This window comes from Streptomyces sp. 8N706 (genome assembly GCF_052245415.1).
Lineage (GTDB): Bacteria > Actinomycetota > Actinomycetes > Streptomycetales > Streptomycetaceae > Streptomyces.
The window spans coordinates 1-15,566 of sequence record NZ_JBQQBW010000138.1; the positions used below are offsets into that span (position 1 = coordinate 1).

Here is a 15,566-nt window from a genome sequence, read left to right on the forward strand (position 1 = left end):
TCCACGGAGCCACCGCCGGAGCCGTACACCGTCGCGGACGCGGGGCCGGCCGGGGCGGGCTTCGCGCCCGAGCCGGTGGCGCCGGAGCCGACGAATCCGCACCCCGGTGTGCCGCACCAGCCGTCGTACGGGGAGTGTGAGACGCAGGGGCACCCCGCTCCCGGCCGCCAGTACCCGGCCTCCTATCAGGACGACCAGGGCCCGTACCAGGGCGAGCAGGGCCCGTACCGGGGTGAGCAGTATCCGGCGGACTCCTATCCGGCGGGGCAGTACGGGAACGGTCAGTTCCCGGAGGGGCAGTATCCCGGCGGCCAGTACGACCAGGGCCAGTTCCCGGACGGAGGGCCTCCGGACGGCCGGTTCCCCGACGGCCCGTACGGCGGCGGCCAGTACCCCGGCGCGTACGGCTACGGAGCCCAGCAGCAGCCCTACGACGACGGCACCTACCCTCCTCAGGGCGAGACGACCTACGGGGAGGGCGCCGAGCCCGGCCCCCGCCGCGACGGGAGCGAGCAGCAGTGAACCGCACCACCCTGTCCCTGATCGGCGCGGCGACCGCGCTCGCCGCCGTCACCGGGATCGCCGCCCTCGCCGTCCCGGACAGCTCCCCGGGCGCCACCCGGGCGAGCGCCGCCCGGCTGCCCGTCGAGCGTTCCACGCTGCTCTGCCCGGCGCCGACCTCCTCCGAGCTCGCCGAGACCTCGTACACCTCCTTCACCCCGAAGGGCGGGACCGGAAGCCCGGCGGGGCGGAAGGGCACCGCGGAACTCCGGCCCGCCGCCCGCGCGGTGGGGACGGGGGAGGACCTCGAAGGCGGAGAGAAGGGCGGCAGCAACGACGCGGAGGAGAAGCCGGTCGTCACGCTCAAGGCACCCGGCGCCCCCGCCACCGCCACGACGTCCGACGCCGCCGCCCCCGCGCTGATCGGAACCGCGGACGGCGCGCTGGCGCCGGGCTGGTCCGCACAGCAGACCACCGTGATCAGCGCCGGCGGCGGCCGCGGTGTCCTGGGCGCGGCCTGCACGGCACCGGACACGGAGTTCTGGTTCCCCGGCGTCAGCACCGCCAAGGACCGTCAGGACTACATCCACCTCACCAACCCGGACAACTCCGCCGCCGTGGTGGATCTCGAGATGTACGGCAAGGACGGCCCGCTGAAGACCACGGCGGGCGAGGGGATCACGATTCCGGCCCGGTCCAGCGTCCCGGTGCTGCTGTCCACCGTCACTGCCGAGCCCGCGGCGGACGTCACCCTGCATGCCGTCGCCCGGGCGGGCCGCGCCGGCGCCTCCGTACAGGCCGCGGAGGACGGGCACGGCGGTGACTGGCTGGCGGCCGCGGCCGACCCCTCGGGCGGCGCCGTGCTGCCCGGCGTGCCTTCGGACGCCACCTCCGTACAGCTGGTCGCGATGGCCACCGGCGAGGACGACGCCGATCTGACGGTGCGGCTCGCTGGACCGTCGGGCCGGATCACCCCGGCCGGACACGAGACGCTGCATGTGAAGAGCGGAATGACAACGGCCGTGGACCTCGCCGACGTCACCAAGGGAGAGCCCGGATCGCTGCTGCTGGGCCCGGCGGAGGGCAGCGGCTCCGCCCCGTTCGTCGCGGCACTGCGGGTGACCCGGGGCGAGGGCGAGCGGCAGGAGACCGCCTTCATCCCGGCCACCGCCCCGGTCGAGGAGCGTGCCACCGCCGCCGACAACCGCGCCAAGGGCACGTACCTCTCACTTGTGGCACCGGGACGGACGGCGCGGGTGAAGGTCATCGCCTCGGGGAGCGGAAGCGCCGCCTCAGCCACCAAGACGTACACGGTCAAGGGCGGCACGACCCGCGGGGTCCGGCCGCCGGTGCCCCCGGGCGTCAAGGGCAGCTACGCGATCACGGTCGTACGGGAGTCCGGCGGGCCGGTGCACGCCTCCCGCATGCTCGAACTCCCGCAGGACGGCGTTCCGATGTTCACGGTCCAGACGCTGCCGGACGACCGGGGGACGGTCGCGGTCCCGGAGGCGGAGCAGGACCTGTCCCTGCTGACCGACTGAGCGGAGCCGCGCCGGGAGCCGGGCTCTGCGCCGGGAGCGGCCAGGGCCCGGCGGTGGCGCCGCCGCGGTCCGGGCTGTCGCGGCCGACCCCGGGCAGCCCCGCAGTCAGTCCCGCACCCTGTACTGCCTCAGTCCTGCCCGTACCGGGGATCGACGGATTCGGGGGCCAGGCCCAGCAGTTCGGCGACCTGCTCGACCACGACCTCGTGGACGAGCAGGGCGCGCTCGTCCCGCGTCTTGGTGCGGATCTCCACCGGCCGACGGTAGATCACGATCCGCGCGGGATGATCTCCGCGGGCGGCGACCATCAGTCCGAGCGGTACCGTCCCCTCGCCCCAGGAGTGCCCGCCGAGCTCCTCGGCGCCACCCGGCACGGGCACTTCGCGTACCAGGAACTCCACGTCGGACAACTGCGGCCAGCGCCGTTCCAGCCGGTCGACGGAGTCGTGCACGAGGTCGACGAACGCCTCGGCCCGGCTGACCGCCAGGGGTACCTGAGGTGGTGCGATCGGCCCGCGCATACCGCGGCCGTGGCGGTCACGGCGTCGTGGTCGCGGCTCGGACGGGCGGGGAGGTACGGGGTTGTCCATCACATCTGAGGGTAGCCGTCCAGTCGCGCCCGGCACGCGCCGACCGGGTACCGCGCGCCATGTCGGTAGATGAACATTTCAGCCATAGTTGCGTCCGATTCAGCACACTCTTGCGACCAGTGATCTCGAGATGAATGACACCATTCGGACCGAGTGGTGACAGGATTCATCGTCGGCCCCCTGCCGCGGCCTTCCCCTCCACGCAGGTCAGCATGGGTGTCCGCAGGTCAGACGTAGGGCGTCGGCCGGAACGACACGGCGGGGTGAGCTCGTGGAGAGTCGTCGCGGCCCGCTCAAGAGTGCGGTACCGTCCAACGTCGTGAGCCCTGTACGTCGCTGTTCGCGCACCGCGTGCGGCCGCCCCGCCGTCGCGACGCTGACGTACGTCTACGCGGACTCGACCGCCGTCCTCGGGCCGCTCGCCACCTATGCCGAGCCCCACTGCTACGACCTCTGCGCCGAGCACTCCGAGCGTCTGACCGCCCCGCGCGGGTGGGAAGTCGTCCGGCTCGCCGTCGACTCCGGTCCCACCCGCCCCAGCAGTGACGATCTCGAAGCGCTCGCCAACGCCGTACGGGAAGCCGCGCGTCCGCAGGAGCGTGCCGCGGGCGGCGCCGGCGGCCGGGGGGCCGAGCCGATGGAGGTCGCCCGCCGGGGCCACCTCCGCGTACTGCGCTCGCCCGAGCCCTGAGCCGCCCCCCGGCGGCCTGGTGTGATGGCCGCGGTGCCGAACAAGATCCCCGGGCCTGGGCCCGGGTCGCCCCGTCGTGATTCCCCGGTCATGGATCCCCGGTCGTGACGCCCTCTTCCCGATGCTCCGGCCGTTGGTTCCGGAGCCCGGCAGGTGCCGGGTGTCCGAGCCGCATTGCCCCTGGTCCGGCAGCTCCCGGTGTCCGAGTCGCGCGGTCCCCGTCCCGGGCTGTCGCCTCGGGTCGTCCGTCCTGCCCGACTTGTCACCACGGCCGGGTACTGTGCTGTCACGAGGGAGCCAGCAGGGGCAGGATCAACTCCAGGAGGCGTACAACGTGCCCGACTTGTCGCAGATCGTAAAGGCTTACGACGTGCGCGGTGTGGTCCCGGAGCAGTGGGACGAGCCGCTCGCCGAACTCTTCGGCGCGGCCTTCGCTCAGGTGACCGGCGCGGACGCGATCGTCGTCGGCCATGACATGCGGCCCTCCTCGCCCGGGCTGTCGCGGGCGTTCGGCCGCGGTGCGGCGTCCCGGGGCGCCGATGTGACCGAGATCGGCCTGTGCTCCACGGACCAGTTGTACTTCGCCAGCGGTCAACTCGGCCTGCCCGGCGCGATGTTCACCGCGAGCCACAACCCCGCGCAGTACAACGGCATCAAGATGTGCCGGGCGGGCGCCGCTCCGGTGGGCCGGGACAGCGGGCTCTCCGAGATCCGCGCTCTCGTCGAGGAGTGGGCGGAGGCCGGAAGCCCCGAGCCCGCCGCCACGGCCGGCACGATCACCCAGCGGGACGTCCTCGCCGACTACGCCACCCACCTGCGCTCGCTCGTCGACCTCTCCGGGATCCGCCGGCTGAAGACCGTGGTCGACGCGGGCAACGGCATGGGCGGGCACACGGTCCCCACGGTCCTCGAGGGCCTGCCCATCGAGCTCGTCCCCCTGTACTTCGAGCTGGACGGCACCTTCCCGAACCACGAGGCCAACCCGCTCGACCCGAAGAACATCGTGGATCTCCAGGCCAAGGTGCGCGAGACCGGCGCCGACATCGGCCTGGCCTTCGACGGCGACGCCGACCGCTGCTTCGTCGTCGACGAGAACGGCGACCCCGTCAGCCCGTCCGCGATCACCGCTCTCGTCGCTGCCCGGGAGCTCGCCAAGCACGGGGGCGGCACGGTCATCCACAACCTGATCACCTCCTGGTCCGTCCCCGAGGTCGTCAAGGAGCAGGGCGGGACCCCGGTCCGTACCCGTGTGGGGCACTCGTTCATCAAGGAGGAGATGGCCCGTACCGGTGCGATCTTCGGCGGCGAGCACTCCGCGCACTACTACTTCCGCGACTTCTGGAACGCCGACACCGGCATGCTCGCCGCCCTCCATGTGCTCGCCGCGCTCGGTGGCCAGAGCGGCCCGCTGTCCGCGCTGGTGGCCGAGTACGACCGTTATGCCGCCTCCGGTGAGATCAACAGCACCGTCGACGACCAGGCGGGCCGCGCGGCGGCGGTCAAGGCGGCGTTCGAGGGCCGCGAGGGCGCGGAGCTCGACGAGCTCGACGGGCTGACCGTCACCACCGCCGACTGGTGGTTCAACCTCCGCCCCTCCAACACCGAGCCGCTCCTCCGTCTCAATGTGGAGGCCCGTGACACGGCGACGGCCGACCGGGTCCGCGACGAGGTCCTCGCCATCGTCCGCGCCTGACACGTGCCTGACACACATCCGCGCGACGCCGTGCCGTACGTAAGGGCCGGAGGACGTCCGGCCCGGTTTGTGGGTCAGATGCCTGATGTGCTTCCGGGCCGTACGTCCGGGCGTGACCTACGGCCGTGCGCGATGTACGGGGCTGCGTGACGTCCCGGCCCTGTCCGACGTACGGCCCTGTACGACGTGCAGGCCGGGCCGCGCTCCGGGCGCGGCCCGGCGGTACGCTGGCCACGCCGACCACCTTCCTCTCCACCGGGGGAGGAAGGGTGTATCCGAAGGGAAACCCCCATGCCGCTCGAAGCCGGTCTCCTGGAGATCCTCGCCTGCCCGGCGTGCCACGCGCCGCTCCGCGAAGTCTCCGAAGCCGACGCCGGAGCCGAGGCCGACTCCGGCGAGCTGGTGTGCACCGGATCGGACTGCGGCCTGGCCTATCCCATCCGCGACGGCATTCCCGTCCTGCTCGTCGACGAGGCCCGCCGCCCGGCCTGAGCGCTGCGAACGGGCCTCGGAGACCACAGCCCACCGGTGATCGGAGGCTCCACCACGATGCTCGACGAGTCGCTGCTCGACGCCGCCGAGGCTCTGGCCCGCGCCGACACCCTCGGCCTGCTGCGCGGCGCGGCGGAGTCCGGCGCACGGGTCCGTACGGCCGCCCGCGCCGCCGTCGAAGCCGGACTGGCGAACCTCAGACCCGACGGGCGGCCGCGTGCCCTGCTTCTCGCCGGTCCAGGCCCCACCACAGGCTGCATCGCCGATCTGCTGTCCGCCCTCGGCGGCGGCAATGTCCCGGTCAGCCTGATCCGGCCGTACGGCGCCCTGGCCGACCCCGGCGCCCTGCTGTGGACGCTGCCGGGCTGGGTCGGACCGATGGACCTGCTGCTGGTCGTCACCACCGACGGCACGGAGCCCGGTCTGTCCGCCCTCATCGAGCAGGCCTACCGGCGCGGCTGCTCCGTTGTGACGATCACCCCGCCCCACTCCCCGCTCACCGACGAAGCAGGCGGCAGGCACGGACTGGTGGTACCCCTGGCCCCCGGTCCGTACGAGGAGGTCCCCGAGGACCAGCCGCTCCCGCCCGCTCGGCTGCGGCCCTCCCCGGCCGCCGGTCTCCCGGGCACCCTGTGGGCGCTCCTCACCCCGCTGCTCGTTCTCAACGACCGCCTCGGTCTCTTCTCCGCGCGGCCGCCGGACATCCAGTCCGTCGCCGACCGCCTGGACCGGGTCGCCGAGCGGTGCGGCCCCGCCGTCGCCACGTACAGCAACCCGGCCAAGACCCTGGCCGCCGAACTGGCTGACGCCCTTTCCCTACTGTGGAGTGAGGGCCCTCTCGCCGGCGCCGCCGCACGCCACTTCGCCCGGGTGCTGACGTCCGTGGCCGGCCGTCCTGCTCTCGCCGCCGAACTCCCCGAAGCCCTGCTCGTCCACGGCACTCTGCTCTCCGGCGCCTTCGCCGCCGGCGCCGACCCGGACGACTTCTTCCGCGACCGCGTCGAGGACCCCCAGGCGCTCCACGCGCGCGTGGTGCTGCTCCGTGAGCAGAGCGCCCTGGACGCCCACTCACCGACGCCCGCCGCACGGGAGCTGGCGCTGAGCCATGACACCCCGGTCAGCGAACTCGAACCGTCCCCGGGCAGCCCTCTCGAGGCCGTCGCGGAACTACTCGCCATCGGGGATTTCGCCGCCGTTTACCTGGCACTCGCCTCCGGGGAGAGAGCATGAGCGGTCACCGCTCGTAGAGTCGGCCCAGCCCGGCCACGAGCAGCCGCTCCGCTCCCCCGGCCACCGCTGGGAGGTGCCCCCACGTACGCACAGTCAGGAACAGCGACCGCATGGACCGTCTCACCAACACCGTGCGCCCCTACGCCTGGGGCTCCACCACCGCCATCCCGCAGCTTCTCGGCGCCGAGCCGACCGGTGAGCCCCAGGCCGAGCTGTGGATGGGCGCACACCCGGGAGCGCCGTCCCGGGTCGACCGGGGCCACGGCCCCGTGGCGCTCTCGGACGTGATCGCGGCGGACCCCGAAAACGAGCTGGGCCGGACCGCGGTCGACCGCTTCGGCCCCCGGCTGCCGTTCCTGTTGAAGATCCTCGCCGCGGCGTCGCCGCTCTCGCTGCAGGTCCACCCCGACCTGGCCCAGGCGAAGGCGGGCTTCGCCGACGAGGAGGACCGCGGCGTCCCGATCCAGGCACCGCACCGCAACTACAAGGACGCCAACCACAAGCCCGAACTGATCTGCGCGCTCACGCCGTTCGACGGGCTGTGCGGCTTCCGGCGCGAGACGGAGGCCGCCGAGCTGATGGCGGGCCTCGATGTGGACTCCCTCAAGCCGTACGTCGACATCCTGCACGCCGCGCCCGGACCGGACGCCCTGCGCGAGGTCCTCACCGCCGTGCTCACCGCGGACAGGACGGCGATGGCCGAGACCGTGGACCAGGCCGCGGCCGCCGCCGGGCGGCTCGCCACCGTCGACGGGCCGCACCAGGACGCGTACGCCGCCTACGCCTCCCTCGCACGGCACTACCCCGGCGACCCCGGCGTGATCGCCGCCATGCTGCTCAACCACGTACGGCTCCAGCCCGGCGAGGCCCTCTTCCTCGGCGCGGGCGTCCCCCACGCCTATCTCGAGGGACTCGGTGTCGAGATCATGGCCAACTCCGACAACGTGCTGCGCTGCGGCCTCACCCCCAAGCACGTGGACGTCCCCGAACTCCTGCGCGTCGTCCGCTTCGAGCCGAGCGCGCCGGGCATCCTCCGCCCCCAGGCCGTCGCCGACCCCTCGCTCCCCGACGGGGACGGCGAGGAGACATACGACACCCCGATCGACGAATTCCGGCTGTCCCGCTCCGTACTGGCCGACGGCGCCGGGCCGCGCCGGATCCCCTCCGGCGCCCCGCGGATCCTGCTCTGCACCGCGGGGACCGCCGTGCTGCGCTCGGACTCGGCGGAACTGCGCCTGGGACCCGGTGAATCGGCGTACGCCCCGGCGGGTGAGGAGATCACACTCTCCGGTGACGGGACGGTCTTCCGCGCGACCGTGGTGGCCTGAGGAGACGCCCGTCGGGCGGGCTGCAACAATGTCCGCCGGTAAAGGCGGAGCAAAGCTCCCGGTCGACGGAAGGGACACTCGGCACTCATGAGTGCATCAGGCGGAACCAAGGCGATCGTCGCCGCGCTGGGCGCCAATCTGGCCATCGCCGCAGCCAAGTTCGTGGCGTTCGCCTTCAGTGGCTCGTCGTCGATGCTGGCCGAAGGCGTGCACTCGCTCGCCGACTCCGGCAATCAGGGGCTGCTGCTGGTCGGCGGCAAGAAGGCCCAGCGCGAGGCCACGCCCGAGCACCCCTTCGGCTATGGCCGCGAGCGGTACATCTACAGCTTCCTGGTCTCGATCGTGCTCTTCTCGGTCGGCGGCATGTTCGCGATCTACGAGGGCTACGAGAAGATCAAGCATCCGCATGAGATCGAGGACTGGTACTGGCCGATCGGCGTCCTGGTCTTCGCGATCATCGCGGAAAGCTTCTCCTTCCGTACGGCCATCAAGGAGTCGAACGAGCTGCGCGGGAAGCAGTCGTGGACCGAGTTCGTACGCCGGGCCAAGGCGCCGGAGCTGCCCGTCGTCCTGCTGGAGGACCTGGGCGCGCTCGTCGGCCTGGTACTGGCGCTCGGCGGTGTGAGCGTCGCCATCGCCACGGGCAACGGCGTCTGGGACGGCATCGGCACCCTCTGCATCGGCACGCTGCTCATCGTGATCGCCTTCGTCCTCGCGGCGGAGACCAAATCGCTGCTGCTGGGCGAGTCCGCCGGGGCGGAGGACGTGGCGAAGATCCGCGAGGCGGTCGTCGACGGTACGACCGTGACCGGCCTCATCCATATGCGCACGCTGCACCTGGGGCCGGAGGAGCTGCTGGTCGCGGCGAAGATCGGGGTACAGCACGAGAGCACCGCCGCCCAGGTCTCCGAGGCGATCAACGCGGCGGAAGCCCGTATCCGCGAGGCTGTCCCGATCGCTCGCGTGATCTATCTGGAGCCGGACATCTACAGCGATGCCGCGGCGGCGGCGGGTCCCGACCCCGCGAAGACGCCCGGCGGCTCCGCGGGACACTGACTGATGCCCCTCGCGGCTGTCCTGTGACGCTCGCCGGGGACGGACGAGGCCCCTTGAACGCACCCCGTCGTGGGTGGATTCAAGGGGCCTTCGCCGTGTCGGCCTCGGTGGCCGCGGCTGCGGGTCTCCACGGCCGTGGACGTCGTCGTAGCCGTGGACTGTGGGCTGTGACCGGTGAGCCGTGAGCCGTGAGCCATGATCAGTGAGCCGTGACCGGTGAGCCGTGGCCTGCACGGGATCCGGTGAGCCGCGCCGTGCGCCTACGCGATCTCGCTGAGCACCCGCAGGTCGACACCGTGTCCGGCGCGGCCGTCAGCCGCTCCCGGAAGCCGGTGTCCGTCCGTTTCCGGGACAGCGGCGCCAGAATCCGTAGATGCTCGTCACCGGCCGCCGCCTCCGGTACGGAGATCATGAAGATGAGCGTGGCCCGGGTGCCGTCCAGGGAGCCCCATTCGATGCCCTCGGCCGAGCGTGCGAAGCCGACGACCGGGGCCGTCACACCGTCCGTCTTGCGATGATGATGCCGTCCGGGTTTGACATCGTTGTCAAGCAAGACATCCGCGGCCCCGGTCGACCCCTGGGTCTCCACCTTCATCCGATGGCCGAGCGATTCGGCGGCCCGGGCCAGATTCTCCGCGGCCATGGAGGTGTGGGCGATGCCGGTCGGACAGGCGGTCACTGCGAGCAGTTTCAGCCCCTGTCCGCTCGTCCCCGCGGCACTGGGGGGATCGGCTGGCCTCGTCACGTGATCCTCCTTACCGCTCTTGCACAGAAAGCCCGCTCTCGCACGGCAACCACGTGAAACCCGCTCCCGCACGCGAGGCCGCGCTCTTGAACGCGAGGCTGCTCTTGCGTGCGAGTCGTGCAAGTGTTCTTGGGTTCGCGCCCCCGACAACACCCCGGAGGGGGCGCAAAAGTCGGCAGCCTCCAGGACCGATGGGGGCAAACGTCATGACCGGATCCACCGTCGCCCCGGAGGCGGGCTGGGGCCCGCCGGGTTGATCGGTGTAGATTCGTGACCAGACAGACGTCGCTGCTGATGGCGGTCGGGCGGTCCGCGTCGCGGGCCGACCGAGGGAGAGAGGGCCTCCGACGGACTGCGCTGCGGCCCCGGACCAGTGTGTCCGCTGCCGCAGAACAGCCTTGTCCACGCACTCGAACCCACGAGGAGCACCTCGCATGACCACAGCTGCCACCGGTCAGGACTTCAAGGTCGCCGACCTGTCTCTGGCCGCCTTCGGCCGCAAGGAGATCTCCCTCGCCGAGCACGAGATGCCCGGCCTGATGGCGATCCGCGACGAGTACGCCGCCTCCCAGCCTCTCGCCGGCGCCCGTATCACCGGCTCGCTGCACATGACCGTGCAGACCGCGGTGCTGATCGAGACCCTGGCGGCCCTGGGCGCCGAGGTGCGCTGGGCCTCCTGCAACATCTTCTCGACCCAGGACCACGCGGCGGCCGCCGTCGCGGTCGGCCCGGACGGCACCCCCGAGAACCCCCGGGGCATCCCGGTCTTCGCCTGGAAGGGCGAAACGCTCGAAGAGTACTGGTGGTGCACCGAGCAGGCGCTGACCTGGCCGAACAGCCCCACCGGCGGGCCGAACATGATCCTCGACGACGGTGGCGACGCGACCCTCCTCGTCCACAAGGGTGTGGAGTACGAGAAGGCCGGCGCCGCACCCGACCCGTCCACCGCGGACAACGACGAGTTCCGCCTCATCCTGCAGCTGCTGAACCGCACGCTCGGCGAGAACCCGCAGAAGTGGACCCAGCTGGCGTCCGAGATCCGCGGCGTCACCGAGGAGACCACCACCGGCGTCCACCGCCTCTACGAGATGCAGCAGGCGGGCTCGCTCCTCTTCCCGGCGATCAATGTCAACGACGCCGTGACCAAGTCGAAGTTCGACAACAAGTACGGCTGCCGCCACTCGCTCGTCGACGGCATCAACCGCGCCACCGACGTCCTCATCGGCGGCAAGGTCGCGGTCATCTGCGGCTACGGCGATGTCGGCAAGGGCTGCGCGGAGTCCCTGCGCGGCCAGGGCGCCCGCGTCGTCATCACCGAGATCGATCCCATCTGCGCCCTCCAGGCGGCGATGGACGGCTACCAGGTGACGACGCTCGAGGATGTCATCGACACCGCCGACATCTTCATCACCACGACCGGCAACAAGGACATCATCATGGCCTCCGACATGGCCAGGATGAAGCACCAGGCCATCGTCGGGAACATCGGCCACTTCGACAACGAGATCGACATGGCCGGCCTCGCGAACATCCCCGGCATCGTCAAGGACGAGGTCAAGCCGCAGGTCCACACCTGGACCTTCCCCGAGGGCAAGAAGATCATCGTGCTCTCCGAGGGACGGCTGCTCAACCTCGGCAACGCCACCGGTCACCCGTCGTTCGTGATGTCCAACTCCTTCGCGAACCAGACCATCGCCCAGATCGAGCTGTTCACCAAGCCCGAGTCCTACCCGATCGGCGTCTATGTGCTCCCCAAGCACCTCGACGAGAAGGTCGCGCGACTCCACCTCGACTCGCTCGGTGTGAAGCTCACACAGCTCCGCCCGGAGCAGGCCGCCTACATCGGCGTCCTGGTCGAGGGGCCGTACAAGCCCGACCACTACCGCTACTGACAGCCCCGGTTGCTGACAGCACCGAACCGATGAATCCGGGCCCCCGCCACTCGCGGGGGCCCGGCCCGTCAAGGACCCCCACATGCCGCGCGGCCGCTACTCCCTCCACGACACGCACGACCGCACTCCGCTGGGAGAGGAGCACTTCCACTGCGCCATCGGCCCCTCCGGCTGGCGCTATGTCTCACAGATCACCGCCCCCTCCGGGGATCACTCCGGCTCCGTCGACCTCACCACCGACGAGCTCGGCCGCCCCATCCGTCTCGAACTGCACGCCGCGAGCTGGCAGGTCCGCGGAGCCGCCCTCGAGGGTGTCACCTGGGTCCGTACGGATCCCACGGGCGCCCACGCCACCGAAGGCAACGTCCGCGCTCACGCGTTCACCGGCGCATCCCCCGCCTTTCTCGTCGCCACAGCGCGGCTGCTCCGCCTCACCCCCGGCGCGCCCGCGACCCGCGTCCGTCTCGTCGCCTTCACCAGCCCGGTCCTGGCCCCCCGTACCCTCGATCAGTCCTGGGCGCTGCTGCACAGCGAAGCACACGACACCGACAGCGGCCCGCTGACCGTGGACGCGTACCAGGTCACCGACCTGGACACCGGCGAGCAGCAAGCCGTCCACATCGCCGGGGACGTGGTCCTGGCCGCCCCCGGAATCGAGCTCGAAGACCTCGAGAGTCCGCCCTCGACCTTCCCCTGAGCGCAGGTGGGTCCGGCCCTTGAGCGCAGGTCCGTCCGGCTCGTCACGCCGAAGCGCCGCCGCTGTCCGGAGGCGCCGTTACGCGAGTGGCCGCCCCTCTGACGTCGCCTTACGCGGGCGTGGTCGCCGTAGTGCGTGTCTCACGGCCCTCCGCGGGCAATGCGACGCACGGCCCGGCCCGGCCCGGCACTGCACGCCCAGCCTCAGGCCGGGACCCCGCTGCCTTGTCTGGATCGCCCGAACCGTCCCAGGACGAGAACGACCACCCCCAGCCTCCGGCCGGGGGTACCCCCACACCGGACGCCGCTCACTGATCCACTCGGAGCCGTCAGGCGGGGGCGCTGTTACGCGGGCGGTGCGAAGCCCGTCGCACCCGTGGGCGGCTCTGCTGGGCCGGGGTCCGGCTGCGCGGCGGCACCCGGCGGTGGGGCCAAGGTCTCCGCGGCCGTGGCGGACTCCGCCACAGTCGTCTCCGCACCGGGCGGCGCAGGCGTCCCAGGCATGATCGTCCCGGTCACGGATGCCGTCGGCACGCGCCCTGGACCGCCTGCCCGTGCGGACGGGGCCGACCCGTCCTCCACGCCCCCCGGCGCACCCTCGTAACCGGTGGGTACGCCGGCCGTAGCAGCCCGCCCCCGCGCACCGCCGAACACCCGCTGCGCATCCCGCGCCTGCCGCTCGCCCACGACACCCGCCAGATAGGCATGCGGGGGCACCCCGTCGGGCACCGGCACACCCGTGCACGCCGCCACATCGCCCGCCAGCTGCTGTGCCAACGCCCAGCCGACCTGCGGATCGAGCTGCCCCATCCGCGACAGGTACTGCCGTACCGCCAGCCACAGGCCGTCGGGGACCCGTGAGAGGTCGAGCCCCTGGAACTGTCCCGCCAGCCACGGCGGCGGCGGCGGAATGCGAACCGGCTGCGGCACCGGTATCCGCTCCCGGACCACCAGAGTGCCCGCGAAGACATCGCCCAGCCTCCGCCCCCGCGCCGAGACCAGCGAAGAGATCACCGCGACGACCCCGAACGTCATGAGGATCTCGACCACCCCCATGGCACCGCGCACCAGAGCGTGCCGGAAACGGATCGGCCCGCCGTCGTCCCGCACCACGCGCAGTCCGCACGCCATCTTCCCCAGGGAACGCCCGTGGCTGAGCGTCTCCACGGCGATCGGTGCCCCGACCAGCACCAGGACGAACGTCGCCACGGCCACCGCGGCCCGGGCGGCCTGGTCCAGGGACGCCGTGGCGGCGACCAACCCCATGGACACGACGACATAGACGGTGAAGACGACCACCAGGTCGACCAGGACGGACAACGTGCGGCTCGGCAGCTTGGCCGGCCGCAGCCCCAGAACGACGGCCTCGCCGGTCACGAGCTCACTCACGTGTGAAGCCTCCCTCTTCCCGGGCCTCACCGACGCCCTGCCCCGTACTCCCGTACTCCTGTACTCCCGTACGACCAGTCTGCCGCTGAGAGGCCGAGATCTGCCAAGCTGAACCGGCATCCGCACAAGCCGCCACCGCCGTACAAGCCCGCCCCGCGTCCGGCCCGCCGTAACAAGCCCGCCCCGCCGTACAAGCCTTTGCCCCGCTGTAAGAGCACTGCCCCGCCGTAATCCCGACCACGCACGACCCACTACGCCGACGCCGCCGCGAGGAGCAGCGCTCATGGACCTCGATGTGTTCGTCGCCGCCCACCGAGCCGAGTGGGTACGCCTGGAGGAGCTGCTGCGCCGCAGGCGCCGTCTGACCGGGGCGGAAGCGGACGAACTCGTCGCCCTCTACCAGCGCACCGCCACCCATCTGTCCCTCATCCAGTCCAGCGCCCCCGACCCGCAGCTGACCGGCCGCCTCACCCAGCTCGTCGCGCGCGCCCGCAGCGCCGTCACGGGGGCTCGCAAGGCGGGCTGGCGGGACGCCGCCCGCTTCCTCACGACAGGATTCCCTGCGGCCCTGTACCGGACACGCCGGTGGTGGGCCACGACCGCGGTCCTCTCGACCGTGCTCGCCGTCCTGGTCGGCTGGTGGGTCGGTACGCACCCGGAGGTCCAGTCCTCCATCGCCGCCCCCGACGAGCTCCGCGAGCTCACCCGCCCCGGCGGCGAGTACGAGACCTACTACTCCAGCCATGCTGCGGCGTCCTTCGCCGCCCAGGTCTGGACGAACAACGCCCAGGTCGCGGCCGTCTGCCTCGTCCTCGGAGCCTTCCTGGGACTACCGGTGCTCTGGGTCCTGTTGCAGAACATACTGAACCTCGGGATCGGGCTGGGGTTGATGTCCTCGGTCGGCAGGCTCGACACCTTCCTGGGTCTGATCCTGCCCCACGGGCTGCTGGAACTGACCGCGGTCTTCGTGGCCGCGGGCACGGGCCTCCGCCTCGGCTGGACGGTCATCGATCCCGGGCACCGCTCGCGGCGCTCGGCTCTCGCCCAGGAAGGGCGGGCGGCCATCGGGATGGCGATCGGCCTGGCGGTCGTGCTCTTCGTCTCGGGCGTGATCGAAGGCTTCGTGACCCCGTCCGGCTTGCCACCCTGGGCCCGCATCGCCGTTGGCGTCACGGCCGAGGCCGCCTTCCTCGTGTACGTGTTCGGGGTGGGCCGCCGCGCCGCGCGAGCGGGCGAGACCGGCGACGTCGAGGAGCGGGACCGCAGTACAGAGCTGCCTGTAGCGGCCTGAGGGCCGTGGATGCGCATACGCGATGTGCATCTACGAGCGCTGAGCTGCTAGTATCCACTTCTCCCCACCAGGCCCGTTGACACGGGCTGGGTCGAGAGGTAGAGTTTAACGGTTGCGACGAACTGGACAGGTTCGTCCGTAGTCTCTAAAATTACTGCACTCCATCTTCGGGAAACGCGTCCGAAGGGGTGCGCGCCTCCGAAAATTATCGGGTACGTGAAGCCGGTCAGATCGGCGAAAGCGGGTCTGATAAAGTCGGAGCAGCCGAAAGGCAAAGGCCATCCAACGGCCACTGGAATCGAAGATTCGGACCGGGAACGGTGCTGAATAGAGTCTGGTAAGGTTGGAAACACCGAAGGGAAGCGCCCGGAGGGCCCGGAGACGGGGCCGAAGGAAGCGTCCGTTCCTTGAGAACTCAACAGCGTGCCAAA

The 15,566-nt window shown here is 71.5% G+C and carries 13 protein-coding genes and 1 pseudogene; 11 read left to right on the forward strand and 3 right to left on the reverse strand.

Translation table 11 applies throughout. The features are described from left to right. Nucleotides 1-522 (forward strand): annotated as a pseudogene (locus tag ACTWQE_RS30590) (hypothetical protein); the annotation flags it as partial. Beyond that, complete coding sequence (locus ACTWQE_RS30595) at nt 519-2,042, forward strand: DUF5719 family protein (RefSeq protein ID WP_443332333.1); 1,524 nt, start codon at nt 519-521, stop codon at nt 2,040-2,042. The pseudogene ACTWQE_RS30590 and the gene ACTWQE_RS30595, both read left to right, overlap by 4 nt. Before the next feature lie 128 nt (nt 2,043-2,170). Here the strand turns inward: ACTWQE_RS30595 and ACTWQE_RS30600 are convergent, their stop codons facing one another. Further along, nucleotides 2,171-2,632 carry a metallopeptidase family protein gene (locus ACTWQE_RS30600; RefSeq protein WP_443332334.1) on the reverse strand — a complete coding sequence of 154 codons (462 nt, stop codon included), beginning with the start codon at nt 2,630-2,632 and terminating at the stop codon, nt 2,171-2,173. 271 nt (nt 2,633-2,903) lie between these two features. Between ACTWQE_RS30600 and ACTWQE_RS30605 the strand changes: the two genes are divergently transcribed. The 6 genes from ACTWQE_RS30605 to ACTWQE_RS30630 all read left to right on the forward strand — a co-directional run bounded on the left by ACTWQE_RS30605 (nt 2,904) and on the right by ACTWQE_RS30630 (nt 9,122). Continuing rightward, on the forward strand, nt 2,904-3,323 hold the full coding sequence (locus ACTWQE_RS30605; RefSeq protein WP_443332335.1) for a DUF3499 domain-containing protein: 420 nt from the start codon (nt 2,904-2,906) through the stop codon (nt 3,321-3,323). Nucleotides 3,324-3,657: 334 nt separating this feature from the next. Beyond that, the gene (locus tag ACTWQE_RS30610) at nt 3,658-5,016 is read left to right on the forward strand and encodes a phosphomannomutase/phosphoglucomutase (RefSeq protein ID WP_443332336.1); all 1,359 of its coding nucleotides are present in this window, start codon (nt 3,658-3,660) and stop codon (nt 5,014-5,016) included. A gap of 291 nt (nt 5,017-5,307) precedes the next feature. Further along, on the forward strand, nt 5,308-5,508 hold the full coding sequence (locus ACTWQE_RS30615; RefSeq protein ID WP_443332337.1) for a Trm112 family protein: 201 nt from the start codon (nt 5,308-5,310) through the stop codon (nt 5,506-5,508). Between the two features lie 57 nt (nt 5,509-5,565). Further along, nucleotides 5,566-6,738, forward strand: a complete 1,173-nt coding sequence (locus ACTWQE_RS30620; RefSeq protein ID WP_443332345.1) for an SIS domain-containing protein — start codon at nt 5,566-5,568, stop codon at nt 6,736-6,738. 110 nt (nt 6,739-6,848) lie between these two features. Then, a complete protein-coding gene (manA, locus tag ACTWQE_RS30625) occupies nt 6,849-8,066 on the forward strand; it encodes a mannose-6-phosphate isomerase, class I (RefSeq protein ID WP_443332338.1) in 1,218 nt (405 codons plus the stop codon). A gap of 87 nt (nt 8,067-8,153) precedes the next feature. Next, nucleotides 8,154-9,122 (forward strand): cation diffusion facilitator family transporter, encoded by a 969-nt coding sequence (locus tag ACTWQE_RS30630; protein WP_443332339.1) that lies wholly within the window; start codon nt 8,154-8,156, stop codon nt 9,120-9,122. A 199-nt stretch (nt 9,123-9,321) separates the two neighbouring features. Here the strand turns inward: ACTWQE_RS30630 and ACTWQE_RS30635 are convergent, their stop codons facing one another. Further along, nucleotides 9,322-9,867, reverse strand: a complete 546-nt coding sequence (locus ACTWQE_RS30635) for a PTS sugar transporter subunit IIA (RefSeq protein WP_443332340.1) — start codon at nt 9,865-9,867, stop codon at nt 9,322-9,324. Between the two features lie 434 nt (nt 9,868-10,301). On the opposite strand from ACTWQE_RS30635, the gene ahcY reads away from it, so the two are divergent. Further along, a complete protein-coding gene (ahcY, locus tag ACTWQE_RS30640) occupies nt 10,302-11,759 on the forward strand; it encodes an adenosylhomocysteinase (RefSeq protein ID WP_443332341.1) in 1,458 nt (485 codons plus the stop codon). An 82-nt stretch (nt 11,760-11,841) separates the two neighbouring features. After that, the gene (locus ACTWQE_RS30645; RefSeq protein WP_443332342.1) at nt 11,842-12,456 is read left to right on the forward strand and encodes a hypothetical protein; all 615 of its coding nucleotides are present in this window, start codon (nt 11,842-11,844) and stop codon (nt 12,454-12,456) included. 344 nt (nt 12,457-12,800) lie between these two features. Here the strand turns inward: ACTWQE_RS30645 and ACTWQE_RS30650 are convergent, their stop codons facing one another. Continuing rightward, entirely contained in the window at nt 12,801-13,844 is a 1,044-nt protein-coding gene (locus ACTWQE_RS30650; protein ID WP_443332343.1) for an RDD family protein, read from the reverse strand. 283 nt (nt 13,845-14,127) lie between these two features. On the opposite strand from ACTWQE_RS30650, the gene ACTWQE_RS30655 reads away from it, so the two are divergent. Continuing rightward, complete coding sequence (locus ACTWQE_RS30655; RefSeq protein WP_443332344.1) at nt 14,128-15,135, forward strand: stage II sporulation protein M; 1,008 nt, start codon at nt 14,128-14,130, stop codon at nt 15,133-15,135. Nucleotides 15,136-15,566 lie beyond the last annotated feature (431 nt).

Bases quoted from the DNA above. Each gene is read 5' to 3' on its own strand.
- ACTWQE_RS30600 (WP_443332334.1), bottom strand. From the start codon at position 2,632: ATGGACAACCCCGTACCTCCCCGCCCGTCCGAGCCGCGACCACGACGC.
- ACTWQE_RS30655 (WP_443332344.1), top strand. From the start codon at position 14,128: ATGGACCTCGATGTGTTCGTCGCCGCCCACCGAGCCGAGTGGGTACGC.
- manA (WP_443332338.1), top strand. From the start codon at position 6,849: ATGGACCGTCTCACCAACACCGTGCGCCCCTACGCCTGGGGCTCCACC.
- ACTWQE_RS30615 (WP_443332337.1), top strand. From the start codon at position 5,308: ATGCCGCTCGAAGCCGGTCTCCTGGAGATCCTCGCCTGCCCGGCGTGC.
- ACTWQE_RS30620 (WP_443332345.1), top strand. From the start codon at position 5,566: ATGCTCGACGAGTCGCTGCTCGACGCCGCCGAGGCTCTGGCCCGCGCC.
- ACTWQE_RS30630 (WP_443332339.1), top strand. From the start codon at position 8,154: ATGAGTGCATCAGGCGGAACCAAGGCGATCGTCGCCGCGCTGGGCGCC.
- ACTWQE_RS30645 (WP_443332342.1), top strand. From the start codon at position 11,842: ATGCCGCGCGGCCGCTACTCCCTCCACGACACGCACGACCGCACTCCG.
- ahcY (WP_443332341.1), top strand. From the start codon at position 10,302: ATGACCACAGCTGCCACCGGTCAGGACTTCAAGGTCGCCGACCTGTCT.